Source organism: Tolypothrix campylonemoides VB511288_2 (genome assembly GCF_045999855.1).
Lineage (GTDB): Bacteria > Cyanobacteriota > Cyanobacteriia > Cyanobacteriales > Nostocaceae > Scytonema > Scytonema bouteillei_A.
This window is the reverse complement of the sequence record NZ_JBFPMW010000009.1, coordinates 122,375-148,866: the sequence shown is the minus strand read 5'-3', so window position 1 is coordinate 148,866 and position 26,492 is coordinate 122,375. Positions and strand designations below refer to the sequence as shown.

The 26,492-nt window shown below is 41.3% G+C and carries 17 protein-coding genes and 1 pseudogene; 5 read left to right on the top strand and 13 right to left on the bottom strand.

Going from position 1 to position 26,492, the window contains the following annotated elements:
* Nucleotides 1–184 precede the first annotated feature (184 nt).
* Together AB0756_RS25120 and AB0756_RS25115 are read left to right on the top strand one after the other, a co-directional pair.
* On the top strand, nt 185–5,173 hold the full coding sequence (locus tag AB0756_RS25120; protein ID WP_408104016.1) for a beta strand repeat-containing protein: 4,989 nt from the start codon (nt 185–187) through the stop codon (nt 5,171–5,173).
* A gap of 49 nt (nt 5,174–5,222) precedes the next feature.
* Nucleotides 5,223–5,510 (top strand): annotated as a pseudogene (locus AB0756_RS25115) (type II toxin-antitoxin system RelE/ParE family toxin).
* Between the two features lie 226 nt (nt 5,511–5,736).
* Here AB0756_RS25115 and AB0756_RS25110 read toward each other — a convergent pair.
* Nucleotides 5,737–6,063, bottom strand: coding sequence for a hypothetical protein (locus AB0756_RS25110; RefSeq protein WP_408037085.1), 327 nt, complete (start codon nt 6,061–6,063; stop codon nt 5,737–5,739).
* Nucleotides 6,064–6,322: 259 nt separating this feature from the next.
* Here AB0756_RS25110 and AB0756_RS25105 point away from each other — a divergent pair, with 259 nt between their 5' ends.
* On the top strand, nt 6,323–9,181 hold the full coding sequence (locus AB0756_RS25105; protein ID WP_038082095.1) for a two-partner secretion domain-containing protein: 2,859 nt from the start codon (nt 6,323–6,325) through the stop codon (nt 9,179–9,181).
* Nucleotides 9,182–9,193: 12 nt separating this feature from the next.
* On the opposite strand, the gene AB0756_RS25100 is transcribed toward AB0756_RS25105, so the two are convergent.
* The 12 genes from AB0756_RS25100 to AB0756_RS25045 form a co-directional block, all read right to left on the bottom strand.
* On the bottom strand, nt 9,194–9,760 hold the full coding sequence (locus tag AB0756_RS25100; protein ID WP_038082094.1) for a Uma2 family endonuclease: 567 nt from the start codon (nt 9,758–9,760) through the stop codon (nt 9,194–9,196).
* A gap of 239 nt (nt 9,761–9,999) precedes the next feature.
* A complete protein-coding gene (locus tag AB0756_RS25095) occupies nt 10,000–10,134 on the bottom strand; it encodes a histone H1 (RefSeq protein WP_038082092.1) in 135 nt (44 codons plus the stop codon).
* Nucleotides 10,135–10,189: 55 nt separating this feature from the next.
* On the bottom strand, nt 10,190–11,134 hold the full coding sequence (locus AB0756_RS25090; RefSeq protein WP_082051884.1) for a YHYH protein: 945 nt from the start codon (nt 11,132–11,134) through the stop codon (nt 10,190–10,192).
* A 7-nt stretch (nt 11,135–11,141) separates the two neighbouring features.
* Entirely contained in the window at nt 11,142–11,477 is a 336-nt protein-coding gene (locus AB0756_RS25085) for a hypothetical protein (protein WP_038082090.1), read from the bottom strand.
* A gap of 342 nt (nt 11,478–11,819) precedes the next feature.
* Nucleotides 11,820–12,488, bottom strand: coding sequence for an ABC transporter ATP-binding protein (locus AB0756_RS25080; RefSeq protein WP_272899950.1), 669 nt, complete (start codon nt 12,486–12,488; stop codon nt 11,820–11,822).
* Nucleotide 12,489: 1 nt separating this feature from the next.
* Nucleotides 12,490–13,779, bottom strand: a complete 1,290-nt coding sequence (locus AB0756_RS25075) for an ABC transporter permease (protein WP_082051885.1) — start codon at nt 13,777–13,779, stop codon at nt 12,490–12,492.
* A 13-nt stretch (nt 13,780–13,792) separates the two neighbouring features.
* On the bottom strand, nt 13,793–15,385 hold the full coding sequence (locus AB0756_RS25070; protein ID WP_050046677.1) for an efflux RND transporter periplasmic adaptor subunit: 1,593 nt from the start codon (nt 15,383–15,385) through the stop codon (nt 13,793–13,795).
* Nucleotides 15,386–15,429: 44 nt separating this feature from the next.
* Nucleotides 15,430–15,627, bottom strand: a complete 198-nt coding sequence (locus tag AB0756_RS25065) for a hypothetical protein (RefSeq protein ID WP_038082089.1) — start codon at nt 15,625–15,627, stop codon at nt 15,430–15,432.
* 98 nt (nt 15,628–15,725) lie between these two features.
* Nucleotides 15,726–17,480: an ATP-binding cassette domain-containing protein gene (locus tag AB0756_RS25060; protein WP_038082088.1), complete on the bottom strand. Its 1,755-nt coding sequence runs from the start codon at nt 17,478–17,480 to the stop codon at nt 15,726–15,728.
* A gap of 282 nt (nt 17,481–17,762) precedes the next feature.
* Nucleotides 17,763–19,076 (bottom strand): type III polyketide synthase, encoded by a 1,314-nt coding sequence (locus AB0756_RS25055; protein WP_038082087.1) that lies wholly within the window; start codon nt 19,074–19,076, stop codon nt 17,763–17,765.
* A gap of 72 nt (nt 19,077–19,148) precedes the next feature.
* Complete coding sequence (locus AB0756_RS25050) at nt 19,149–20,807, bottom strand: cytochrome b5-like heme/steroid binding domain-containing protein (protein WP_050046680.1); 1,659 nt, start codon at nt 20,805–20,807, stop codon at nt 19,149–19,151.
* A gap of 901 nt (nt 20,808–21,708) precedes the next feature.
* Nucleotides 21,709–22,020, bottom strand: coding sequence for a hypothetical protein (locus AB0756_RS25045; protein WP_038082085.1), 312 nt, complete (start codon nt 22,018–22,020; stop codon nt 21,709–21,711).
* Between the two features lie 745 nt (nt 22,021–22,765).
* Here AB0756_RS25045 and AB0756_RS25040 point away from each other — a divergent pair.
* Both AB0756_RS25040 and AB0756_RS25035 read left to right on the top strand, forming a co-directional pair.
* Nucleotides 22,766–26,365 carry a two-partner secretion domain-containing protein gene (locus tag AB0756_RS25040; protein WP_050046681.1) on the top strand — a complete coding sequence of 1,200 codons (3,600 nt, stop codon included), beginning with the start codon at nt 22,766–22,768 and terminating at the stop codon, nt 26,363–26,365.
* A complete protein-coding gene (locus AB0756_RS25035) occupies nt 26,356–26,478 on the top strand; it encodes a hypothetical protein (protein ID WP_272899948.1) in 123 nt (40 codons plus the stop codon). The genes AB0756_RS25040 and AB0756_RS25035 overlap by 10 nt, the downstream gene beginning before the upstream one ends.
* Nucleotides 26,479–26,492 lie beyond the last annotated feature (14 nt).

Genomic DNA, 26,492 nt, shown 5'->3' with positions numbered 1-26,492 from the left:
TTATACGTAAAACTTCTAAATTTGCACCGGGAAAATGTATTATTTGTTGCAGTTATAGGCAATTCAATTTTCCAAAAAAGATGGTATCGTCAATAATGTGTAGTTTAAACAGTGTGGTCTATTTAAACGCAATCGGCGGTGAGAGGTTAGCAATTAATCGCTGATATGATTTTGGGGGACTTTTATGGTTCAGTGTTGGCAGCGACGGAACTGGAAATTATTGCTGGTCAGTACATTGGTGTTTTGTGGAGTCAGCACCAACTCTAGAAATTGTGCTCTAGCCCAGATCGCACCTGATACCACTCTGGGTGCTGAAAGCTCTGTTGTTACTCCCAATATTCTTATCAACAATCAGCTTAGCGATCGCATTGATAGCGGAGCGATTCGAGGAGCAAACCTATTCCACAGTTTTAGCGAATTTAATGTTGGTAATCAACAGGGTGTGTACTTCACCAATCCTGTTGGCATCCAGAATATTTTGAGTCGCGTGACGGGGAACAATCCCTCCAATATTCGAGGAACGCTTGGTGTATTAGGTAATGCCAATCTGTTTCTAATTAACCCAAATGGAATAATCTTTGGGCAAAATGCCAGTTTGGATGTGAATGGTTCGTTTGTGGCGACGACAGCGAACGGGATTCAGTTTGAAAATTTAGGGACTTTTAGTGCTACCAATCCAGAAACACCTTCGTCGTTACTGACGATTAACCCAGGATCGTTGTTTTTTAATCAAATTAATCAAACTGCATCGATTCAGAATAATTCAATTGCAGATGCAGGAAAAGACCTTGCGGGTGATGATGTACTTGGTTTGCGCGTTCTAGATGGTAAGAGTTTGCTGCTTGTTGGTGGTAATGTCAGCATGGATAGGGGATGGGCGATCGCTTCTGGTGGAAGAATCGAGTTAGGAGGATTGGTAGAAGCGGGAAGCATTGGAATTCAAGAAAATGGGAAGAATTTCAGTTTAACTTTTCCAGACAGAGTGCAACGAGGAGATATATCTCTTACCAACAGGGCTGTAGTTGATGTTACTGGTGATAGTGGTGGTAGTATTGCGGTTAATGCCCGAAATTTAAAGATTTTAGAAGGTAGTCAAATTCTTGGAGGTATCGGGCAAGGTTTAGGGACAACAGGAACTCAGGCAGGGAACATCAAAGTTGATGCAATAGGGCAAATAAAACTTGCAGGGACAAATAGCTTAATTTTCAACTCAGTTCGAGCAGAAGCAGTAGGTAATGCTGGTGATATAACAATTAACACTGGTTCCCTTGAAGTAACAGGTGGCGCTCAAATAGATTCTTTGACTCGCGGACGAGGAAATGCGGGAAATATTACAATTCAAGCCAGGGATGCAGTCATTTTTGATGGGATAGATAGCGACGGATTTCCAAGCGCTTCATTTAGTGATGTAGAACCTGGAGCTATAGGTAACGGTGGCAGTATAAATATTACTGCTAGGTCGTTATTTTTAACAAATGGTGGACTATTAGGAGTGGGTGTTCGTGAAGCATCTGATACACTTCTGGGTGGTCGAGGTAATGGCGGTACTTTAAATGTCAACGTGCGAGATGCATTGACCATTGGGAAAGATAGTGGTGTATTTGCTAATCTTGGTGCTGGTGCAATTGGACGCGGTGGAGATGTCAACATTCAAGCTGGGAACTTGTTTATCAGAGATGGTGGAGAGATAATTTCCAGTACTTTTGGTGAAGGAGATTCGGGGAAAATTTCTATAACAGTTCTTGACACTATTTCTCTAGACACCGAAGGTATTTATAATAACATACAGCAAAGAGATGCTGTTGGTAACAGTGGTGGCATAAGTATTACTACTGCTTCGCTTTCTGTCATCAATGGCGCTCAAATAAATAGCTTTACTCGCGGACAAGGAAATGCAGGCAATATAACCATTCAAGCTAGGGATGCAGTCACTTTTGATGGGATAGATAGTAATGGAAATCTCAGTGCTTTATATAGTAATGTTTTAGCAGGTGGAGTGGGTAATGGTGGCAATATCAGTATCACTGCTGGTTCATTATCCCTGACAAATGGTGGGTACTTAAATAGCGGTATCCGTGAAGCCTCTAGAACCTTTCCTGGTGGGCAAGGTATTGGTGGTACTGTAAATATTAATGTGCGAGATGCATTGACTATTGGCAAAGACAGTGGTGTATTTGCCAATCTTGGTACTGATGCAACTGGACGCGGTGGAGATGTCAACATTCAAGCTGGAAATCTTTTTGTCAAAGATGGTGGAGAGATAATTTCCAGTACTTTGGGTAAAGGAGATTCGGGAAAAATTTCTATAACAGTTCTTGACACTATTTCTCTAGATACCAGTGGTATTTATAGCAACGTACAGCAAAGTAATGCTGTTGGTAACAGTGGTGGCATAAGTATTACTACAGGTTCCTTTTCTGCGACAAATGGCGCTCAAATCAATAGCTTTACTCGCGGACAAGGGAATGCGGGAAATATAACCATTCAAGCCAGGAATGCAATTACTTTTGATGGGGCGAATAGTGATGGGAATGAAAGCAGTGTATCTAGCACTGTAGAATCTGGAGCTATAGGAAATGGCGGCAATATAAATATTACTGCAAGCTCATTGTCTCTGTCGAACGGTGGGCGAATACAGGTTGGTGTTAACGGAGCTTCTAACACACTTCCGGGTGGGCAAGGTATTGGTGGCACGTTAAATATTAACGTGCGAGATGCATTGACTATTGGGAAAAACAGTGGTGTGTTTGCCAATCTTGGTGCTGGTGCAATTGGGCGTTCTGGGGATATCAAAGTTCAAGCTGGAAATGTTTTTGTAAAAGATGGTGGAGAGATAAGTTCTACTACTTCTGGTAAAGGTGATTCAGGTAATATTTCCGTCACAGCTCGTGATGCAATTTTTCTAGATGCTGCATCATCATATATTTCCAACAATGTTCAGAGTAGCAGTGCAGTAGGAAATGCTGGAAATATAGATATCACAACAGGTGTACTTGCGGTAAAAAATGGCGCTCAAATTAATTCCTTTACTCGCGGACGCGGGAATGCGGGAAACGTCACGATTCAAGCTAGGGATGCAGTTACTTTTGATGGGGTAGATAGCGATGGAAATTACAGCAGTGTATATAGCAATGTACTTGCTGGAGCTATAGGAAATGGTGGCAATATAAGTATTACTGCAGGATCGCTGTCTCTAATGAATGATGGGCGATTACAGTTTGGTGTCAACGGAGCCTCTAACACACGTCCGGGTGGGCAAGGTATTGGTGGCACGTTAAATATTAACGTGCGAGATGCATTGACTATTGGGAAAAACAGTGGTGTGTTTGCCAATCTTGGTGCTGGTGCAATTGGGCGTTCTGGGGATATCAAAGTTCAAGCTGGAAATGTTTTTGTAAAAGATGGTGGAGAGATAAGTTCTACTACTTCTGGTAAAGGTGATTCAGGTAATATTTCCGTCACAGTTCGTGATGCAATTTTTCTAGATGCTGCATCATATATTTACAACAATGTTCAGAGCAGTGCGGTAGGAAATGCTGGAAGTATAGACATTACTACTGGGTCTTTAAATATTGCAAATAGAGCAGGAATCGTTGCTAACACTTCTGGACAAGGAAATGGAGGAAACATTACAGTTGAAGCTAAAGATTTATTAGAAATATTAAGTGATGGTAACTTAGAATCTGACGTTCTACAAAGCGCCAGAGGTAACTCTGGAAATATCACTGTCAAAACAGGAAGGTTAATTGTTAGAGACTCACAAATAGGACCTAGTGTATTGGGCGAGGGAAATGTAGGTGATTTTAAAATCATCGCTACTGAGTCTGTGGAATTAAGTGGACAAATTCTTAAACGTGAAGGTGATACAAGTAATACGGGTTCAGTCGGTTATCCTGGTGGTTTATTCGCTCAAATAGATTTACTCGGTAAAGGGAGAGGAGGTAACTTAACTATTGAAACTAGGCGCTTAAGTGTGAGTGATGGCAGCAAAATACAAGCAGCAACCTTTGGTGATGGTGATGCTGGTAATGTTTTTATTCGTGCTGATGAAATAGATTTATTTGAAACAGAGAAACCTAACTTTTACAACACAGGTATTTTTGCAGGTGTTCAAACAGATGGAAGAATCGAAGCAAATATTATAGACCCTCGCAACGGCAGATCGCCTGTAGGAAAAGGTGGAAATTTGACGATTGAAACGAGAACATTAAGTGTAAAAGATGGTGCAGAAGTTTTTGTTCAAACTACAGGAGAAGGTGACGCAGGAAAAATCTTCATCCGCGCTAGCGAATCTGTAAATGTCGCAGGTGTCTCTACAGGTACATTGGAAAGACAAAGAACTAGCAAAATCACTGCTGCTGCATCTGAAAGAAGTACAGGTAATGGTGGAAGTCTCACAATTGAAACGCCGTTGTTGAACGTTGCAGATGGTGGATTTATCAGCAGTAGCAGCCAGGGAAAAGGTACAGCAGGCGATATTAATATTACTGCTAATGTTGCCCGCCTCAATAATGGTCAAATTACTGCCCAAACAACTTCTACTGACGGAGGCAATATCAATTTAAACCTTGGACAATACTTATTTCTACGCAATGGAAGCCAAATTTCCACTACCGCAGGAACAGCCCAAGCAGGTGGTAATGGTGGCAACATCACAATTAATACACCCTTCCTCATCGCATTTCCTAATGAAAACAACGACATCACAGCCAATGCCTTTAGGGGTACAGGTGGTAATGTAAACATTAATGCACGTGGAATTTTTGGTATTGAAGCGCGTTCCCAACCATCAAATCAAACAAATGATATTACTGCAAGTTCAAACCTTGGCTTACCGGGAACTATTAATGTTAATTCTCCTGATAACAGTTCAATTCAAAACAGCCTCACCGCTCTTCCTACAAATGCGATCGACACCAACACACTTATCGCCAATAGTTGCATAGTTCGGAGTCAGACGAAACAACAGGGTAGTTTCATTATCACGGGTGCAGGTGGTTTACCCAACCGCCCTAGTGAAGCGTCGGTATCAAATTATTCTACAGGTGATGTACGCAATGTCATAGATGAAAAGACATCGCGTCTTTGGAAAAAAGGCGACCCTATCATCGAACCGCAAGGGGTTTATCGACTCTCAAATGGTCGATTGGTGATGAGTCGAGAGTGTCGATAGTTACAGGGAATAAACACAGCGATACCTTTGGTAAGTTTCGCTAACGTGTATAGCAGATACACGTCCTGAAGCAGAACTGGATATTCAAGACGCTTTCGAGTGGTACGAAGCACATACTTCAGGTTTAGGCTCTGAGTTTGTCCGAGCAGTCGATACTTGTTTATCTGGAATTGGACGTAATCCTCCGATCTATCCTATCATCCACAAACAAGTGCGACGAGCATTAGTTTGACGTTTCCCCTATGGAATCCTTTACGTGTTCGAGCAAGACATCATTTCTGTTATTGCTTGCTTTCACAGCAAACGTCATCCTAAATCATGGCAAGATAGGTTTTAAAGACAACGTTACTGTTTGTAAATTTTAGAGTTACTCAATATGTAGATGTGCTTTATTCTTTACTTAGTAAAAATTAGCGAGACTATCGCTTTATTCAAGATCTGAATTTTTTACCATATCCTGGATAGAAGAGAGACAATATTTCGATTTGAAGTCATTGAGGGTTAATACGTATTGCAGAAGAGGCGATCTCCTAATAGCGATCGCTTCCTCTAAACAGATAAATCTATCGGTAATCGCCACCGTGACCATAGAAGGTTATTCCATAAGTTTGGCAAAGATTAGCGCGACTAACATCATAAGTCTTGTCAGTGTAAACCGCTTTGATATCATAGACACATTGGTTACTGTTATTACCAAACGTTATTTTTCCAGAACTACCACTAACAATATCTGATTGGATAAGGTTTGAACCCCAGTACTTTGAACTCCCAGAAGAAACATACAATTTTGTAATTTCTAATTCATTATTGTTATAAATAACGAAATCACGACGGTCATTTGCAAGCGCATTTTGGTTAGCAAGTGGTAGTGTGGGTAATGCTAAAGTCATTGCGAATAGAATGTTACGAATAGACTGGGTAATCACGAGCGTCTCCTTGTTTCTCTAATAGTCTTAGTACTCACGCCACAGCACATTCTTGAAATTCACATTTGAGTTCTGAATTCATTTAGAAAAACTATGAGTTAATGTAAGAAGTTTCTTGAATTAGCTATGTATTTAATAAATATCATTAAAGAATCATAAGGAAATTGCATTCACTGTTTATGCATACTAAAATACCAACATTAGCAACTTGGCTTGTTAAAATATGCAATTCACCAGACAGAAAAGTGCAAAGCGCGAAATAATTGTTTCCGATCGTAATTCCTATTTTCCTGACACCAAGCAGTCTTGGGGTTATTGGCAGTTTAAACCCGTATTATTTTTAACATTATTATTACTAAATCTATTTACCGATAAAGTTTTGTCTCAGAGTACTCCCAGTAATATTCAAGCAGATGACACGCTTGGGAGTGAATCATCTCAAATCATACAGAATTTTCAGGGACAACCAATTGAGGTCATTACTGGTGGTGCTATTCGCGCAATTAACTTGTTTCATAGTTTTAAAGAATTTAACGTTGGTAAGCAAAGAGGAGTTTATTTTTTCAATTCTAATGGGAGGATTCAAAATATATTAACACGAGTTACAGGTGGAAACCGCTCTGAAATTTTGGGTACACTGGGAACTTTTGGCAACTCCAAACCTAACTTATTTCTCATTAATCCTAATGGAATTATATTTGGGGAAAATGCTAGACTAAATGTACAAGGTTCCTTTATTGCAACCACTGCCAACGATGTTCAGTTTGGAAATCAAGGATTTTTTAGTGCTACGAATCCAGAAGCTCCTTCGTCGTTATTAACTATTAATCCAGGAGCATTATTTTTTAATCGAATTAATCAAACGGTATCTATTCAGAATAATTCTGGTTTGCTGCGCGTTCCCGATGGCACGAGTTTGCTGTTGGTAGGTGGTAATGTGAGGATGGATGGAGGAGTAGCGATCGCAAATGGTGGAAGAGTAGAGCTAGGAGGATTAGCTAGTGCAGGAACAGTTATATTGAATGAGGATGGTAAAAATATAAGTTTGAGTTTTCCTGAGAATGTGGAAAGAAGCAATGTTTTCTTGAGTAAAGGTGCAAGTGTCAGTGTTCTTTCCGGAGGAGGCGCGATAGTGCAAGAGCCACCGCTTTCAGCGATCGCAATTAACAGCAAGAATTTAGAACTGAGAGAGGGGAGTGCTTTAAGTGCAAGTATTACTGGTAGTTTAGGTTCCCAAGACACTAAAGCAGGAGATATTGTTATCAATGCTACTGAGAGCATTGTTTTAGATGGTGGACGAATTGACAGTACTTTACTCACCCCAGATACTCAAGGAAGAGGAGGGAATATTGAGATATCTACTGGTAATCTAACGATTGGCAATAATGGTAATATCAGCGTTAGTAGCTCTGGGAAAGGTAATGCTGGTAATGTAAAGATTGAAGCAAAAAATGAAGTGGTTTCTGATAGTGGGCAAATTGAGAGTGTACTACTTCCTAACGCTCAAGGAAAAGGTGGCAATATTAGTATTAATGCGAAAAAAATCTCATTACTTAACGATGCTTTTGTTGAAGCTAGCAGTTTAACAAAGGGAGACGCTGGAAATATTCAGATTAATGCTAATGAAAAAATTATTTTGGATCGAAGTAGCATCAATAGCAGTGTACTCTTTGCACAAGAATTTAACTTTTTGGGAGAAGGGAATGCAGGAAAAATTGAAATTAAATCCCCGCAAATCTTTCTAAATAATAATTCTCTAATAGCTAATAGTAATACAAGACAGGGAAATGCAGGAAATATTTCCCTCGAAGCTAGAGACCTTTTTTCTGCAGCTAATGGGAGTATTATTGAGAGTAGTTTGGGACAACCCAATGGAACGTCAGCAGAAGGAAAAGTCGGTACTATTTCGATCTTCGCTAAAAATGTTTCTTTTACTAATGGATCTGCATTATTAGCTCGTTCTTACTCTAATTCTATAGGGGAAGCAGGTACTCTCTCCATTCAAGCTACTGATTCTATATCTTTTGATGGTTTTAACAGTTCTATTGTGACTGCTGTGGCTCCTGGAGCAAGGGCTAATGGCAGCAATATTAAACTTGAAGCCAATGCCATCTCGATCGCTAATGGTGCTCGTTTAAGTACGAGTATTTTTGGAAAAGGAAATGGAGGGAATATGAGAATAACTGCCAAAGATACTGTTTTTGTTGATAACAGTTCAATCGATAGTGGAGTAGGGAAGACAGGAGAAGGAAATGCTGGTGAGATTGATATTAAAACTTCTAAAATATTTTTCAACAATGGAGCGCAGCTCAGTACTGAATCTCAAGGACAAGGAAATGCTGGAAACATCATGATAAGCGCTAATTCCTTTACTCTCGATCGCAATTCATCTATACTCGCGTTGAATACACCTTCAGTAGCAAGCTCGACTAGTTTATCTGGTGGAAATATTACCCTCCGAATTGCCGATAGATTACTCCTTAGTAATAATAGCGATATATCGACTCAAGCGAGTAGCAATGCTAATGGCGGTAATATAGACATAACAGCATCAGCGATTATCGCCTTTGATGACAGCGATCTCTTTGCTTTTGCTCAACAAGGAAAGGGAGGAAACATTACTCTCAATACACCTGCTTACTTCGGTTTTAATTTTAATCCCGCTTCTTCTCAAATTAAACCCAACCCTTCAAACAACTTCTTAAATGGTAATAATCGCGCCGATATTAATGCAACTGGAGAACTTTCATCAGGAAACACTTTTATCCCCGACACTAGCTATATTCAAAACAATTTGGCAGAATTAGTGCAAACTCCAATTGATACCAATGCCCTGATTGCTAATAGTTGCATTGCTCGCCGTGGTAAACAAGAAAATACATTCACCGTTACGGGTTCTGGTGGTTTGCCCAACCGTCCTGGGGATATTGCCGTTTCAGTTTATTCCACAGGTGATGTTCGTAACGTACAAACTGAGAATAGATCGCGTCCTTGGCAAAAGGGTGACCCGATTCTAGAACCACAAAATGTGTATTATTTGCCTTCGGGAAAGCTTGTCTTGAGTCGCGAATGTCCTCAATAGTTATAAATTGAGCTAAATAAAGAACCGTGCAACAGGACAGGTAAAGTTCGGTAGTAGGGGTGAGGTGAGTTCATCTGTAGCAAATAGTGTTGTGACTAATTTGAGAACTGCTCTTTCCCTTCGATATACCTCTACTTGCTGCAATCGCCAATCTAAAATCCAATATTCCCGTACTCCTCTGGAAGTATATAGCTTTAGTTTTGTCTCGCGGTCACGCTGCTCATTGTCTATACCTGGTGAGAGGACTTCCACAATAAGTTCTGGCGCTCCTGTCAAATGTCCGGCATCGTCAAGTAAGAGCGGGAGACGTTCCTTACTCACCCATACTACATCAGGAATGACATTATCCGCATCAGTAAAAATGAGTCCTGGGGTGGGGACAGCCTCGCCCAATCCCGTTGACAGCGACCAAGCCCTCAGTTCTGCTCCAACGTTGTTACAAGTTTTTTGATGTTTCCAATGTGGTGCTCTCGTCACAAATAGCTCTCCATCAATAATTTCATATCGATTGCCGTTATCGGGCAATAGTTCTAAGTCTCTTGTTGTCCAACGGACTCGTTCATCAATGCTTTGACTCATAAGAACTGTGTTGTTGAGTAATTATGTTGGGTGATTCTTCGAGTATAGTCGCTGAGTATATCGGCGAGGTCTTTTATTGCATTGCGGAGAATTTGAAATGTAGGTACGTACTCACTGCGATCGCTCCCTCTAAACAGATAAATTTCCCCAAAAGTTTTGGTAGGGGCGCAAGGTCGCCGCGCCCTACGTCTTTTTCGGAGATGCCTATTGACTAAAATCGTGAATTACTGTTTTAGCTCTCACAAAGGAGCCTCTTTAATTAACTTCTTAATTGCAGCCGATAAACTGACTCCCCACTTCATTGCAATTTGACGTAATTTTTCCTTTTCAGTATCGTCTAAATCTACGGGTAAAGACTTGTTTTCTTTGACCATAAATAACACACCTTCATTTTAATATTTTGTTCAGTTTGAATCTACCGACTACTAACTAACGGCGAATTTTTGTAACAGAATTCGGCTTACCTCGGTAGCATCCGACCGTGTAAGGATACTCCCAAGTAGCATGGTAATGGTATAGCTTCTGCTTCTTCCCATCCCATTCAATTTCGTGAGTATGACCGTGGCATGCATCAAGATCGGTGTTGGTAAGCACTTTACCATTCTTATCGTAATGACCGTAGATACCAAATCCATCGAATGCATAACCTAGTAAAGCCGAATGCTCTTTGCTCTGAGCCTCCAGACAGGTCGTAACGCTATGGTAGTGGTATGCACCACCTCTCTCTGGATGTCCTTGACAACTATCTTGGATTTCGTGGGCTACAGCATCTTCACCACGCGCATCAAGAGCATTGAAAAAATATCCACCGTTTGTTAACACACCGATCGCTCCTAATGGCAAGCATGATGGCTCCTCTGTTGCTTGAGGTATGGCTGGTAACTTGATTTGGTATGCTTCAGCCGTAATTGAATTGGGATTGCGATCGTAGGCGTAAGCATCATCATCAGGTGAGATAGGAAACTTACCAGTCACACTTTTTGGGAGTCTGTTCCCAGTAATTGTACGAATGTTATTTTGAAGTGTAATTGTGAACTGACTTGGCCAATGAACTGCACCATTAACTGTTGGCTTAGCTGTCAAGTTATAAGTGCCGTCTGCTTGAATCCAGTCTCCACTAGCGTGTGCTCCTCCTTTGTTTCTAAAACGAGTTCTGCACGACCACACAGAACCTACTTTAGGTTGCACCGAAATTCGCCCATCACCGATTGGTAGGTGTCTAAGATCTACACCTGTTACTGTTGGCAGATTTTTTGCCACTGTTGCAGCAGGAGAGGGCGCTTGAAGCATAGATGCGAGCGGTTGATTGGCGCAAGACCATACAAACAACAACGTTACAACAATGAAGAAAATCCTAACAGAGCGAAATTTCATAATCAAACTATTTTGTTGTAGAAGGCTGAGCGTTTGGCGGATGGGGCGGAATCCCCAAAACCTCTATCAATTTTCTCTCGCTTATGCCTAATTTTGTTGCAGCACCTTTAATATCGGGAGGTGGTGGAGGAGTAGATGAAGGCTCTATCGGTAGTTTCTCAGGCACTTTTAAGGCTGCTTTCAATTGAACTTCAGTCACTCCTAGTTTTTTAGCAGCAGTATTAAAATCAATACGAGGTGGTGGTTGCAATCCGCCTGTACCATTTGGTGGTGGTGCTAAAAAACTACAAGCCCCAATCGTTAAAGGAACAGCAGTTAAGATCAACAATCGATTAATTTTCATGGAAATCAAACTCCTAAAAAAGTTGTTAGTGCTGTACGTTCGCTTATTTCGATCGAAGAGGAATTAAAGCCTTAATGCATTCGTGAAAGAGATTTTTAAGTAAGCCGTTATTTGTTAGTCAACTTTATGACCATCACAGAAGGCTCACAGAGGCGATTATTTAAGGCATAGGGATAGCATAAATCATAAAATAGCCAAAAGCTCTGTGGGAGACAAAAATGCCTGAGGCAGTTGCATCGCTTGGATTATAAGCCCTGTAAAGCTTAATTAAATCTTGCTCTTTAAAAATGAACAAACGTACAGTTAGTGGTTAGTTGTTAGTAACAGATCATTAGTCAGCAATTATACAATTAGACCATCTTGAACTCGAATCACTCGTCTTGTTTGAGCAGCAATTTCAGGAGCATGGGTGACAATTACAATCGTAATGTGTTGTTGGTTGAGTTCAGTCAGTAAATCCATTACTTCTTGAGAGGTTTCCGTGTCTAACGCACCCGTTGGCTCATCTGCTAACACAAGCGCCGGTCGGTTAACCAAAGCACGAGCGATCGCTACCCGTTGCTGTTGTCCTCCTGAAAGTTGACTGGGACGATTGAACAAGCGATCGCCCAATCCCACCCGTGTCAGTGCTTGGATTGCTTGTTGGCGGCGTTTTTGCTTGGGGACATTAGCATAAATCATTGGCAACATAACATTCTCAAGCGCGGTAGAACGCGGTAACAAATTAAATTGCTGAAAAACAAACCCAATCCTCTGATTGCGAATATGTGCCAATTTATCATTGCTAAGAGTCGTTAAATTCCTACCCTCAAAGACATAGTGACCATCCGTCGGACGATCTAAGCAGCCAATAAGGTTCATCAGTGTGGACTTACCCGAACCAGACGTACCCATAATGGCAACATACTCTCCTTGCTCAATCTCTAAATCAATCCGCTTCAGCACGGGTACATTCACTTCACCTAAGCGATAGGTTTTGGTAATCGCCTGCATCCAAATCATAGTAGCCATATCAATCACTCCTTAATGCAGCAATGGGGTCTAACCGAGCAGCATTCCGAGCCGGAATCACTCCAGCCAACAACCCAACAATGAACGATAATCCAAACCCACACACAACTGACCAAACAGAAACCACAAAGGGAAAGTGCAAAAGCATGGCAGAGCTAAAGGCGATCGCAATGCCAATTCCTATGCCAATACCTCCTCCCGCAGTAGAAATCACAACAGATTCGGCTAAAAACTGATTCAAAATCGCAGAGTTAGTTGCTCCAACTGCTTTACGAATACCAATCTCTCGCGTCCGTTCGATAACCGACACCAACATGATGTTAGCGATACCAATACCTCCTACTAATAGAGAAATGCTTGCGATCGCCACTACCATAACTGTAAACAAACCCACCACAGTTGTAAAAGCGTTAACAATGTCCGTGCGATTCCTAATGCTAAAATCATCAGACTGCGATGGACTGAGATTGTGGCGCAACCGTAGAAGGTTCACAACCTGAAATTGCGCTGTTTGCGATCGGTCGCGATCGCCTACTTTCACATAAATTCCATTGACAGCAAACCCTTTCAAAGCATTATTCCCCACGATTCGACTTGACATATTGGTGAGAGGAATAAACACTTGATCGTCCCGATCCATCGAACCTTCCGAACCCTTCTTCTCAAATATGCCAATAACTTCGTAAATATTACGTTGAATCCGAATCTGTTCGCCCACAACATTTTTACTGCTATCAAATAGTTCCTCCCATACTGAAGAACCCAGAACAGCAACTGGTTTAGCTGTGTCCATTTCTTCGGAAGTAAAAAACCTGCCTTGTGTAAGTTGAGTATTTCTCGCTTCAAGATAGTTTAAATCAATTCCCACAATATTGGTCGAGTGATTTAACTTTCCATAAACGACTTGTCCCGGACGTTGTAGGTAGGCGGAAACAACTTTAGCAGCAGGAGCCTGCTCTTGAATTGCTTTAGCATCTTCCCAAGTTAGTGTCGAGCTAGAACCCATCCCTTGACTGATACCACCCGTTTTAGCTGACCCTGGAAAAATTTGTAAAACATCAGTTCCCAACGCCTGAATTTGCTGTTCGGTCGCTTTTTGTACGCCCTGTCCAACGGAAGTAATTGCAATCACAGAAGCAATGCCAATAATTACACCCAACATCGTCAATCCGGTACGAAGTTTGTTACTCCATAACGCCTCAACCGCCATTGTGATAATTTCGATAGTCGGCACAGTCGTGCTACGCCGCTCGGTCGCCATACTTTGAGGTAAGCGGAAAGAAATTTTCATGGTTTTGATTAAATTAATGAGGAGGAGGTCCACCACCACCAGGTGGCGGTCCAGGAGGACCTTCTTTCGGCCCATTAGAGCCTCCGAAAAGATTTGGAAAAGAAAAACCAGGTCGATCTTTAGGTTCGGGCGGGGGGCTGATTAATATGTGTTCTGTTCCATCGAGTCCCGTCTTCACCTCAGTACGATTATTCACCGTTGCTCCGGTTGTGATGGGAGTAAATTTAGGGAGTTGACCTTTACGCACAACAAAAACACCCGTGACGTTCTGCTGGCGTGTAACTGCAACCGTCGGTACAGCGATCGCATTCTGCAACTGACCAACTTTAAACTCCACAGATACATTCATTCCAGAACGCAACAACCGATCTGCACCTGAGAGAAGAGCGACTTTCACTTCAAAGCTCGTAACATTTTGCTCTACTGTGGCTTGAGCAGCGATTTGTGAGACTCGTCCTGGAAACGTTTTTCCAGGATAAGCATCTGCCTTGATAATTGCTTGCTGACCGACACGAATCTGGGAAATGTTGCTTTCCGACACGTTTGACACCACCTGATTGACATCAGCCAATGCCAGAATCGATGATGAAGTTGCGGAAGAAACAGAACTGCTTGCCGTCATTGGCGTGACAAAAGCACCGGGATCGGCATACTTGCGAATGATAACTCCATCAAAAGGTGCGCGAATAAGTGTATCATCAATCTGGGTTTGGATGTTTTGCAGCGCACCGCGAGCAGATTTCACCTCTGCACGAGCTTGGTCAATTTCTTCCTGACGGGTTCCTGCTTTCAGGAGACTTAAGGCTTGCTGTTGCTGTTTTACCTCTGCACGGGCTTGGTTGATTTCTTCTTGACGAGTTCCTGCTTTTTGCAGAGACAGTGCTTGTTGTGCTTCTGTGACTTGGGCTAGAGCGCTGTCGCGATCTGCAGATTTCTGGTTTAAGGTTTGTAGGGAAATTGCTCCAGCCTGATAAAGTTTCTCCGTGCGGCGAAACTCATCGTCTGCTTTGTATAACCTAGCTTTAGCTTGGTCTAAGCGGGCTTGTGCTTGAGCAATATCCTGAGGGCGATTTCCTTTTATGAGTTTGTCTAATTTTGCTTGCAGTTCCTCCAATCTAGCCTGAGACTGAGCGATTTCTTGAGGACGGTTCCCTGCTTTTAGCTTGCGTAGATTTGCCTGAGCTTGTGCTAGTCTCCCTTGCTCTTGCGTCAATTGTCCCTGTAGATTGGAATCATCCATGCGAGCTAACACCTGCCCTTTGCTAACGCGATCGCTCTCTTTAACCTGTAGGCTTTTGAGAATACCTGCATTTTTAGGGCTGATGTTGATTGCCTGTTCCGGTTCAACAGTACCATTGGCTGAGACAGTAATCGAAAAAGAACCTCGTTCTAAAGAGATTATTGGTGGTCGGTGATTTGCTCGCTGTTGTTGCTTAACGAGCTGATTGTAAGCGAGATAACTACCGCCTGCAAGCAGGAATAAGGTGAGTAATTTCAGCCACCATTTTGGTATGCCCTGCTTCTTGACGGGTTGGAGTGAAGATGTGGAATCACTTAACGCTGTTTGATTCGAGTAATCGTTTAATTCAAAAGGATTTAATGCCATGTTTGCTCCTACAGACTTTTTCCAGCAAGTATTGCCAAGAACAGCTAACCATATCTACTTTTGAAGCGTTCGAGAACTTGCTTTGTTCCTTCCATCTCTTTCTTAATCTCCTCTTGTTTCTCTGGCTTAATTTTGCTGCCAGCTTGTTCAAGTATTTCTTTCAAGGCAGTCTCTAAATCAACTTCAATTTGAGTCACATCATCACAAATTTTTTGAGAAAGTTCTTGTTCAGAAATTTCCATAATTTTTACTCCAAAGGAGCTTCACATTTATGCACATTTTTTCTAATCACGGCATTCTTTTTCTGCTATAGTTTTGTGCCATCGGGTCACTGTCGAGCTTACTTTAGGTAATTAGTTTTCGGAACGCGATCGGATTCTACCTTACCATAATCTAGCTTAATAATTTGGTCGGCGAGGTGAAAGTAACGGTCATCATGAGTGATAACTATAACTGCCTTACCCTTCTCTTTAAGTTCCATAAGGCTTTGTCTGTAAAACAAGTCTCGGAAGTGCGGCTCTTGGTCAGATGCCCACTCATCGAATAAATAAATAGGGCGATCTTCTAAATAAGCTGTTAGTAAAGCAAGGCGCTTTCTCTGTCCTTGAGATAAACTAGTTGTTGATAAAACACCATTTCTCACTTGAACCTTGTGGTCTAACTGCAATTGCTTGAGATAAATTTCAACTTGTCGATCGAGATCTGTTCGATCGAATCCCAAACAGCTATCAAAAAGATAAAAGTCAGAGAATACAGCAGAGAAATGTTGGCGATACCATTCCTGATTCCGATCTGTGATGAGTAGTCCGTTGAGATAAATTGAACCAGTATTAGGTGGATACAACCCTGTAATTAATTTGGCTAACGTTGACTTGCCACTACCATTGCCTCCTATAATAAATGTTATTTCTCCAGACTGCAAAGTTAGACTGATGGGACCGAGGCGAAATCCTTTCTCATCGTGGGGGGGAGGAGGCATATCTCCCGGTTGATGTTTTGGTTTGTGCTGATGTCTCGATCGCATGGGCAAAGATGGATCGTTTGGCTCTGACAAAAACTCTTTCTCATGACCATTAGGGTGATACAAATAAGTAACTTGGTCGAGTTCGAGTTTAAACTCAACTCGATCTGGTTGCGCGATCGCGTAAGTATTGATTTGAGTAGCAATTTCGGTTTTTTCTGTTAATGACAGCTTCATCATTTCAATTTTTTGTAGAGCAACATTTCCTTGTAATAAATCGGGTAACCTACGCAACAAGTTCTGAAGAGGAAGAGACAAATAGGTCATAGTTAAAACATAGGTTGCTAGTAGTGAAAGTGGAATATCAATTAACCAGGGTAATACAAACAGAACTATAGCTAAACTAGAAAGTTGCATAAACTGCCCTAACCCATTAGCGATCGCAAAAATTTGCATTGCGGTCGTATTTTTATACCGTAATAATGATGCACTTCCTTGCAAGCTCTTAGAGTAAAAATCTTCTCGTCTCGACTTATGCAGTTTCAGTTCTTTAGTACCTCTAGTCAGACCTTGAAAATGTTTGTATAAATTATCCTCCTCTTCACGTGCTAGCGAAAATAAACCCTGTGCTTTGCCAAGTATAGTTTGAACACACCACATTGCCAGAACAGATGTAGTAAACGACGCCGCAAATATAATGTTTGAAATTAAAGCCAAGTACACAAAGCATCCAATGACAGTAGCGAGATCGATACAAATGCTAGGAATTGCAGACACAGCGTGGGAAAGGACGCGCACATCATCAGTCAAAGTAGCGAGTAAACGACTTTCCCCAAGTCTTTCTAAATGTTGTAAAGGAGAAAATAAGATATTTTGGCTTAACCTCACCCGCAATTGGTAGATTGCATTTTGCGAGAGACGGATGAGCAGAAATTGCGTGATGACACTGGTAAGGAGAGCACTGAAACCTAACGCGGCAAAATATAATAATGCATCAGGAAATGATGCTTGACTGACAGAACGATTGATAAGTGAAATGAGCATTGCATTAAAAACACCACTCATTAAACCCGTGACTGTTGCAATCAAAATATTCCGCCATGAGATTTCTAATAAAAATTGCAGAAATTTCATACTTCTATTCTTCCTGTGTGATGATAGTTTTTTCTTGTCAGATAACAAAGAGCGTAAGAGCGTTTGGAGAGGTATGCTGCAATTGAGTTAAGTCAGTATAATTAAAGTTAACTAGTGAGGATTGTTATGAGTCATTGGAAGAATTTTCAGCATATTTACATGAGTACTTGCTGCTAATATCAAAACAATCATTCCCGGAAAAATTCCACAATCAAACAGGAAAATGTTTCTTTCCCAGTTCCCAATCCCCAATCACCAGTCTCCATTTTCTAGCTAGTTCATCTAAACCTTCTGAAACAGAATACCTTCTACTCCAATTCCCGGTGCAAACGAAAAGGCAATTCCAGTTAACGCTTTCATTGTTTCTGTTGAATTTTTCCCATCAAGATTTGGATTTTCCAACGCCACTGATTCTCGCTCGATACTAAGAAAATCCTGACATCTGAGTAACATTCGTTCCATAACAAATAATACCGAGGGACTCAACATATTGCCATACTGACGGAGTATCTCCCAACTATCAGCAACTTGATTATCGCTCAACCCAAGAGAATGCTGTGCGTTCTCAATAATGCGCGTACCGCCAGGGTGAATAGCCCACAGATCGATATTTTCTTTATTCAGCGAATGGCTTGCGAGAAAACGTTCGATAACTGAATTCACACCAGTCTTAATATAATCGGGTAACTGACGCGAAAGCTGACAAGTAATCCCATTATCCCGTATACCAAGAACAATACCGTCTTCAGTATTTTCAACAAGATAACTTAGGTGATCTTTAATCACCACTTTACCTTTACCGATCGCTTGTTCTGTTTCACAAGCTCCAATCACCACCGCAGCACATCCATCACTAAAAATGCTATGAATAATCACATCATTGATATCATCTTCAAACACTGCATTGATGGAGCTAAGTTCAAGACAGACTAAAAGGGCTTTGTGCGTTGGGTAAGCTCGCACGCGATCGCAAGCAACACGCAGTCCATTCATTGCAGCTGCACAACCCATAAAATTCACTGTAACTCTTGCTGTGTCTCGTCTGAGTCCAAGCCTCTTAATCAATTCTGTATCGACTCCTGGTGCAACGAAACCCGTACTCGATACAAACACAATAAGACCGATAGAATCTTCAATTGTCGGCTCCGATCGCAAAGGATCGCTACTCTCTAGACTTGAAGCCGCCGATTCTAATGCTTTTCTTGCAACTCGCTCAGCTAGAGGAACACCATACTCCATGTACATCTGCATGCGAGACTGAATGCTATTACCGCTCCCAAGAAGGGCGATCGCTTCTTCAGACATCAAGTTAATAGCTAGCTGTCTTGTATCGATTCGAGTATTATTATAAAGCTTAGCAATCCGAAATTGATTTTGTGCCAACTTTGGAAGGTTAGCAACAAAATTAGCAGCATCAGATTGTCGAATGACGTTGTTAGGAGTACCAGTTGCTATACTCTCTATGGTGGGCAAAAATTGCTTGGAGGTATTGATATTAAGCCGTTCAAGACCCTGTGTTGCTTGAGTTTGAATCGGCTGCATCAAAGGATAATGACCTGTTTGGTTTTGCTGTTTTAGGGTAGTCTTGGTATTCATGCAGTCTTTCTCCTGACTTATACTTGCGTTATTTGGCTGACAAATCGCAGAATCTGTAATACTTTTTTCTCTTCAGATCGAACCGATACCAACAATACCTTCGAGAACATATTTCATCGATCTCAGTAATGCTTGTGGATGAAAGTGCTCTTTTAAGAGTGTAAAGTTGTTTTCTTTTGCCATTCTTGATGAATGAAACAAGTAATGTCTTAGCAAGATGGGAAGGCGATCGAGGAAGAAATTCTTTGGTTTTGACCACACAACGTTATATTTCGCTGCCTCTTCTCGAACAATATCTTCACTGATGATATTTGCAAAGCCACTTTTTTGATAAGGAAGTACGTGGTGTACTCGATGTGGGCTGAGACCTGCTGATAGAAAGCAGTCAACATACTTGTTGCCAATCATAGTCAAATCGTAGGAGTTTTGAATTTGGAATACTGCCCAATCTTCTGCTTGTTTAATAGCGTCGTCTTTTTCTATCTCTTCAAAATCATGACTAGCGACAATCATAAAAGTGCTGATCCATACGGTGAGAATAAATTGGGCAAACCAAGCCACGATATCGCCATGTATCGCAAACAAAATTAACTCGCCCAGAAGAAGTATACGCATGGCAATAAGACCGACATAATGGAGAAGACTTCTTTGCCAAGAACCGTATAAGTCCTTTACACCAAACTTGAACCCCAATATACATATCTCAGAAGCTCGAACGAGCATACCAGTGAGAACGTGTGCCAATTTATGTATGGTGTGAACTGGAACCCGATAAAAACGAGGAAGTTCCAACATAGCGGTGAATACATTTCTCTTGATATCAACTTCGCTCTGAGTGCATGGATGATGCATTAAGCTGTGACCATCAGTGACTACAAAAGCCATTGGAACATAGTTAATATCAAAAACCTGCTCGAGTGCTTTGTTCAGCCCAACTTGTGGTCGATGGATAAAATAGTGACCCGCACCTGCTAGTGAGATTCTTAGCGCCACCATAAGTGGAACAAACAAATAAATTGGCATATACTGTGTGAAGCCCAGTCGTAGTACTTGCACGAGTATGTAAATGATGCCTAAAATGAGAGCGATCGCGTCAAACATAAAGTCCATGTGGGCGATTTTCTTTTTCATTTCTGGCGTGTTTAGTCTTGTTTTAATCCGATCGAGAAGTCGCTCTTGACTGTCGAAATCAAACTTGGGAGTATCTCTCCAGCCATCAAACCCTTCATGAAATAAGAATTCTGGAGCCGCGTATTTGGGATGAACATCTTCGGGTACAGCTTCTCTATTCAAGGCATATTTCTTGAGGATTTTTTTAACTTTCTGCGGATTGGGATGAAAAATATTAACTAGTATCGTGATATCTCTATTTTTCATGCGTCCGATGAAAAATTCACCGCCGGGATGCCGTTTGATGAAGTCAGATAAATCGTATACTTGCCCGTCGTAGATCCATGCGTTAGGTAGACTTGGAGGTGGCTCATTTGGAACCTCTTCACGAGCCTCATCTAGAGGTGGTTCTGGCTTTTCTTGATGGCTGTCGTTGGGCGTAGTAAGAGGTGTTTTTGTTGCGATCGCATCATAAGTTGATTCTGGCTTTTTCTGAGTCTTGATGCTGTTAGTCTGTTCAATGATGCGTGGATCTCGGACAACAACCTCAGAAGGTTCGCGATCGTTCTCCTGACGTCTGAAGATTTGTGCGTGCTTAAAAGCCTGTACTATTGCATTCATAATACTTTTACACTCCTGAATGTTAAAGACTTTAATTTTGTACTTGTGCTAGATTTATTTCTGTTGTGTCACCTCCTGAGCTGTTCGCAACTTTGTAATGAGCCACCGATTTTTCTAAAGTTATGTTTCTTCACCCCACCGTACTTAACTGTTGCTTCAATTTAGAGAATACAGAAATAGACAGAGGTATTCATTTACTGTTTATGCTAGTTTGAATGCACGATTTATCATGGAGCGTTGCTCAGTGGTGTAAGTCCTATTGCAGAAAACTGCATTTTGCATTGTATTTCTTTTTATGGTATGATTTTGCTAAGATCGGTAGCACATTTATATGCCGTTGTTGTCGGTTTTCCAACGCTGTAGCTAAATCTTTCACCTTGGTAATTTCATTTTAAACCGCACCTGTCCGCAACGGCATCCGCCTTACCGAGGCAAATTCCAGTCATTCATGATATTGCTATCTCCATTCTCTATTTATGATGCCGTGCGGGTGGTTGTTCGATTTTGTTTGATAGTACTACCATCAATCAGTCCTGAAAAGGTGTTCCGTCTACAGGAATTGTTACTCCACCTCATCTAAATCTATGCCCAATTGGCGCAAGCGTTCTGCTAATTTTTCTGCTCTTTTTTTTGCTTCATCTGCTTCTTGTTTGGCTTGTTGTGCCTCATGTTGAGCTTGTTGTGCTGCTTGTTTGGCTTGTTGTGTTTCTTGTTGAGCTTGTTGTGTTTCTTGTTTGGCAGCAATTCGGCTGTCTTCGGTTATGCTCCGCTTATCGCGCCTCCGGTATTCCGTATCAGCTAAAAAGGCATTGATGTCGAGATCGTTTTATGGCAATTCTATAAGACTTTTAAGTTATTAACAATTATTTAGCTGTCTTATTGCTCTCTTTTACGCGGTAAGTTACACCATTTGCAATTTTTCTTTTTGAAAAAAATCTTGAAATTTCTCCCTTTTGGATTGCAATTGTGAGTTATACAAATAATTTCCTATTTTAATTTCTTCTATCGACGTTAATTTGTCTTTTTCGTTCATTTTTACCCAAATTTGACACGAATTTTTAGCAGCTTTTATTGTAGGATTTATTTTTATATTATAATTAGCATAAGATATTGAAAATATAAATGTAGCAATAGACACTGCAAAAAACTTTTTTTTAAGAAAAACATGAGAAGTATTAGGAAATAAATACTTTTCATTTTTAATTGCTTTCACAATGAATTCCTCGCGTTAATTGATGAATAAAAGCGAAAAAACAGTTAATTGACTTTTATAGCAATCCTAATTTTTGGATAAATTATCTCATTTCTGTCTTGTCTATTGCAGTTACATAAATCAGATAAAACTGCTATAGCAGTCCTAAATGAAATATAAAAATAAGAGTGAAGGCTGCTAATAGTCAAAAAGCCATTAGCTATTAGCCATTAGCTATTAGCCATTCCAATTTTTTACAAATGTTTAGGATTGCTATATATTGGTCAAGCTATGAACTGTTCTTGTTATTCATAGCTTAAAAAAACCGCTGAAACAATTCATTCACTCTTTGTGTATGCTGAAATGCAAAATATTCTAACGGTGTATGCAGAAAACTGCAATAGATCTTACAGAAAAGAGTATACTTCAGGGATAATTACTGTTCTATGAAGTTGTTGCAGATTTTTTTAATCTTTAAACAGAAAATTTGGTATTACAAAAAACGAGGGAGCATCCAAATTTGGAAAAAACACGTTTGCGATTAAAATCGCGTCTATCCAAACAAAGTCCGCCTTCGCGGACTAAATTATAAAGGGGGGTATAAGACGCGGATTCAGTATAATGAGCCAAATTGGGAGACTCCCAAAAATGATAAGTAAAAATTCAAAATTACACTTTTATGCATTCTCTAAAAAGCTAGATAGTGATATTTTGATGATTGATTGGGTTATGAGACTGCAAAAATAGAAAAGCTACGTGAGGTACAATGTTGCTGCGTCAGTTATTAGGAAGAAAAAAGGATTGTCATTACCGGGTAAGACAAATAATTGGCTTGACGATGGGTATAGGAGCGATCGCATTTCAACAAATTCCCACGAGTGCCCAAATCATTGCCGATGACACCCTACCTAATAACTCTCAAGTCACTAGCATTGACAACATCAGAATTATTGGGGGCGGAACCCAAGCTCGAAGTAACTTGTTTCACAGCTTTCGTGAGTTCTCTGTTCCCACACGAAGCATTGCTTACTTTTTCAACGCTTTAGATATTCAAAATATCTTCAGTCGAGTCACGGGTGGGTCTGTCTCTAGTATTGATGGTTTAATTGCAGCAAACGGTAACGCCAGCCTGTTTCTAATCAATCCCAACGGCATCATCTTTGGTAACAATGCTCGTTTGAATATTGGTGGTTCATTTCTGGCAAGTACAGCCAGTAGCCTAAAATTTGCAGATGGAAAGGAATTTAATGCAACTGCACCACAAAATGCCCCCTTGCTGTCTATAGGTGTTCCTCTTGGTTTGCAATTTGGAGAAAGTCCTAAAGCGATCGTCAATGAATCAGGTTATGGTATTTTGTCGATTTTTGCTGATTTTTTCAATATAGCACCCGGTTTGAAAGTCTCTCCAGGGAGAACTTTGGGGCTTGTAGGTGGAGACATAGTTCTAGAAGAAGGGACTCTCAGAGCACCGGATGGACGAATTGAGCTAGGAGGAGTTGGTGGTGGTAGTTTTGTAAGTCTGATACCAAGTAACAGTGGTTATGTTCTAGGTTATGAGGGTGTTGAGAACTTTCAGGATATTCGTCTGGGTCAAGAGAGTGTTGCTTTTGCCGATGGCAATAGTGGTGGCAGTATTCAAATGCAAGGCAGAAACGTGGTACTTGCTAATGGTTCATTTATAAGCGCAAATACTACGGGGTCAGGTACAGGAGGCGGTTTGACTGTCAATGCCTCTGAATCTGTGCAAGTCGCTAGGTCATCTGCTGACGGTCGGTTCCTCAGTGGTTTACGTGTTCGAGTTACGGAAACAGCAACAGGACAAGCGGGAGATATGATAATCAATACTCCTACTCTTCTTGTTCGGGATGGAGCACAAATTTCAGTAGGTGTTTTTGGATCGGGCAAAGGGGGAAATTTAATCGTTAACGCTTCTAAGGAAGTGCAACTGATAGGTGAGTCTAATAATAGTCTGCCTAGTGGATTGTATTCTGAAACATTAGGAACAGGAAATGCAGGAGATATAACAATTACTACTCCTGTATTGCTAGTTCGGAGTGGAGCTGGAGTTGGTACTGGTACGAGTGGTTCCGGTAAAGGAGGGGTTTTAACTGTCAATGCCTCTGAATCAGTCCAACTTGTAGGTGGCACCTCCAGTGATAATGCTATTGTTTTAGGCGCTTCAGCTAGTAAAAGAGCAACAGGACAGGCAGGAGATTTGAGAATTAATACTCCCCTGTTATTGCTGAAAGATGGGGCACAGATTTCAGTTGGTACCTTCGGCGCGGGTAAAGGTGGAAATTTGATTGTTAACGCTTCTCAAAAAGTTCAACTGATTGGTGAGTCTACAGATAGTCAATTTACCACTGGATTATTTTCTGAAACACAAGGAACGGGAAATGCAGGAGATATCACAATTACTACTCCTGTACTGCTGGTTCAAGACGGAGCACGGGTTGATGTTGGTACCCGTGGTTCAGGCAAAGGTGGAAATTTAACTGTTAATACCTCCAAACAGGTACAGCTAATTGGTGCTACGGCTAATGGAGAGTCTTCCAGTGGCTTATTTACTCGAACTACTGGAACAGCAATAGGAGAGGCTGGTTCCTTAACAATAACCACACCAGTGTTACTGGTTCAGCATGGAGCAAAAGTTGATGGTAGCACCTATGGTGCTGGCAAAGGTGGAAATTTGAATGTCAACGCTTCCAAGGAAGTTCAAGTGACTGGTACCTCTACTGATAGTCCTAGTGCTATAGTAACTGGAGCTTTAAGCTCAGGAAATGCTGGAGATGTGACGATTAATACTCCTGTATTGCTTGTTCGAGATGGTGGACAAGTCAATGCTAACACTACTGGCTCGGGCAAAGGTGGAAATTTAACTGTTAATGCTTCTGAATCTATAGAAATGATTGGCACATCTGCTGATGGTCGGTATGGTAGCGGCTTGTTTGCTGCAACAAGAGAAAAAGGACAAGCAGGAAATTTGAGGATTAACACTCCAGTGTTATTGCTGAAGGATGGGGCGCAGGTATCAGTTGGCACCTTTGGTGCAGCTAAAGGGGGCAATTTAACTGTCAACGCCGATCGGGAGGTGCAACTTATTGGTACTTCTGCTGTTGGAAATCAGCTGGCTCCTAGTGGCTTATTTTCAGAAACACTGGGAACAGGAGATGCAGGAAACATAACTATTACCACTCCTATATTATTCCTAAAGCATGGAGCACGGGTTGATGCTGGTACCCGTGACTCAGGTAAAGGCGGAAATTTGACTGTCAATGCTTCTAAACAAGTACAACTTATTGGTACATCTAGTATCGGTGAGTTTTCCAGTGGCTTATTTACTCAATCTGGACAAAGAGCCACAGGAGAGGCTGGTTCCTTAACAGTGACTACTCCTGTGTTGCTAATTCAGAATGGTGCAGAAGTATCAGCTTCTACCCTTGGGCGGGGTCGCGGTGGAAACATTGAGGTAACTGCAGATAGAGTAGACATAGAAGGAGTCTCTGCTAGCGGACGACCCAGCGCTTTAGGAAGCGAAACTATAGGTATTGATTCAAGTGCAAAAGCAGGGGATGTAACACTGACAACTCGAATCTTAAATATCCGCGATCGCGCATATTTATCAACCGTATCTTCCAATCAGGGTCAAGCTGGCAATATTACTATTCGTGTAAATGAGAGTCTAAATGCCAGAAATGGTAGTATTTTTACCTCTTCTCAACTTTCTTCAGGTGGCTCTGTTGATATCAACGCTCGAGATATTCGTCTGTTCGGTGACAGTGACATTTTTACCTCTGTATTTAGTGGTGCAGGCAATGGGGGCGATATTCGCGTCACCGCCAACTCTATCATCGCCTTTGATGACAGCGACATTCTTGCTTTTGCTCGAGATGGAAAAGGCGGTAATATTACTCTTGATACCCGTGCCTTCTTCGGCGAAAACTATCGTCCTGCTCCCCGCGATACAGAACCCCGTACTTTAGATGGAAATCAACGTGTGGATGTCAATGCTACTGGTAGGGTTTCTGGAATTATCCGACTCCCAGATACAACGTCGATCCAAAACAGCCTCACAGAGTTACCACAAAACCTCATCGACACTAACGCACTCATTGCAAATAGTTGTATCGTTCGCAGTCAGCTTAAGAAAGGGTCATTTACTATCGTTGGTTCTGGTGGATTACCAAATCGCCCAGGCGATGCAAATATGTCTGTATATCCTACTGGTGAAGTGCATGGTATTGAGAATAGTAAAATAGGCAATTCAGAACCTCCGTTATGGCAAAAAGGCGATCCAATCATCGAAGCTACTGGTGTTTACCATCTGGATAACGGGCGACTCGTGATGAGTCGTGAATGTCACTAATTTGGCTGTTGATAGAAGCCATCGATAATTTTCAACATGAGCCGTTAGTCATGAAGAAAATCAGACAAAATGCGGCTGGCGATACAGCGCACATAAGTTCATTTTCTAGCTAAGTTGAGCGTACTTC

Bases quoted from the DNA above. Each gene is read 5' to 3' on its own strand.
- AB0756_RS25100 (WP_038082094.1), bottom strand. From the start codon at position 9,760: ATGAGTCAAAGCATTGATGAACGAGTCCGTTGGACAACAAGAGACTTA.
- AB0756_RS25065 (WP_038082089.1), bottom strand. From the start codon at position 15,627: ATGGAAATTTCTGAACAAGAACTTTCTCAAAAAATTTGTGATGATGTG.
- AB0756_RS25040 (WP_050046681.1), top strand. From the start codon at position 22,766: ATGTTGCTGCGTCAGTTATTAGGAAGAAAAAAGGATTGTCATTACCGG.
- AB0756_RS25110 (WP_408037085.1), bottom strand. From the start codon at position 6,063: ATGACTTTAGCATTACCCACACTACCACTTGCTAACCAAAATGCGCTT.
- AB0756_RS25055 (WP_038082087.1), bottom strand. From the start codon at position 19,076: ATGAATACCAAGACTACCCTAAAACAGCAAAACCAAACAGGTCATTAT.
- AB0756_RS25080 (WP_272899950.1), bottom strand. From the start codon at position 12,488: ATGGCTACTATGATTTGGATGCAGGCGATTACCAAAACCTATCGCTTA.
- AB0756_RS25075 (WP_082051885.1), bottom strand. From the start codon at position 13,779: ATGAAAATTTCTTTCCGCTTACCTCAAAGTATGGCGACCGAGCGGCGT.
- AB0756_RS25090 (WP_082051884.1), bottom strand. From the start codon at position 11,134: ATGAAATTTCGCTCTGTTAGGATTTTCTTCATTGTTGTAACGTTGTTG.
- AB0756_RS25070 (WP_050046677.1), bottom strand. From the start codon at position 15,385: ATGGCATTAAATCCTTTTGAATTAAACGATTACTCGAATCAAACAGCG.
- AB0756_RS25120 (WP_408104016.1), top strand. From the start codon at position 185: ATGGTTCAGTGTTGGCAGCGACGGAACTGGAAATTATTGCTGGTCAGT.
- AB0756_RS25105 (WP_038082095.1), top strand. From the start codon at position 6,323: ATGCAATTCACCAGACAGAAAAGTGCAAAGCGCGAAATAATTGTTTCC.
- AB0756_RS25050 (WP_050046680.1), bottom strand. From the start codon at position 20,807: ATGAATGCAATAGTACAGGCTTTTAAGCACGCACAAATCTTCAGACGT.
- AB0756_RS25085 (WP_038082090.1), bottom strand. From the start codon at position 11,477: ATGAAAATTAATCGATTGTTGATCTTAACTGCTGTTCCTTTAACGATT.
- AB0756_RS25060 (WP_038082088.1), bottom strand. From the start codon at position 17,480: ATGAAATTTCTGCAATTTTTATTAGAAATCTCATGGCGGAATATTTTG.
- AB0756_RS25035 (WP_272899948.1), top strand. From the start codon at position 26,356: ATGTCACTAATTTGGCTGTTGATAGAAGCCATCGATAATTTTCAACAT.
- AB0756_RS25095 (WP_038082092.1), bottom strand. From the start codon at position 10,134: ATGGTCAAAGAAAACAAGTCTTTACCCGTAGATTTAGACGATACTGAA.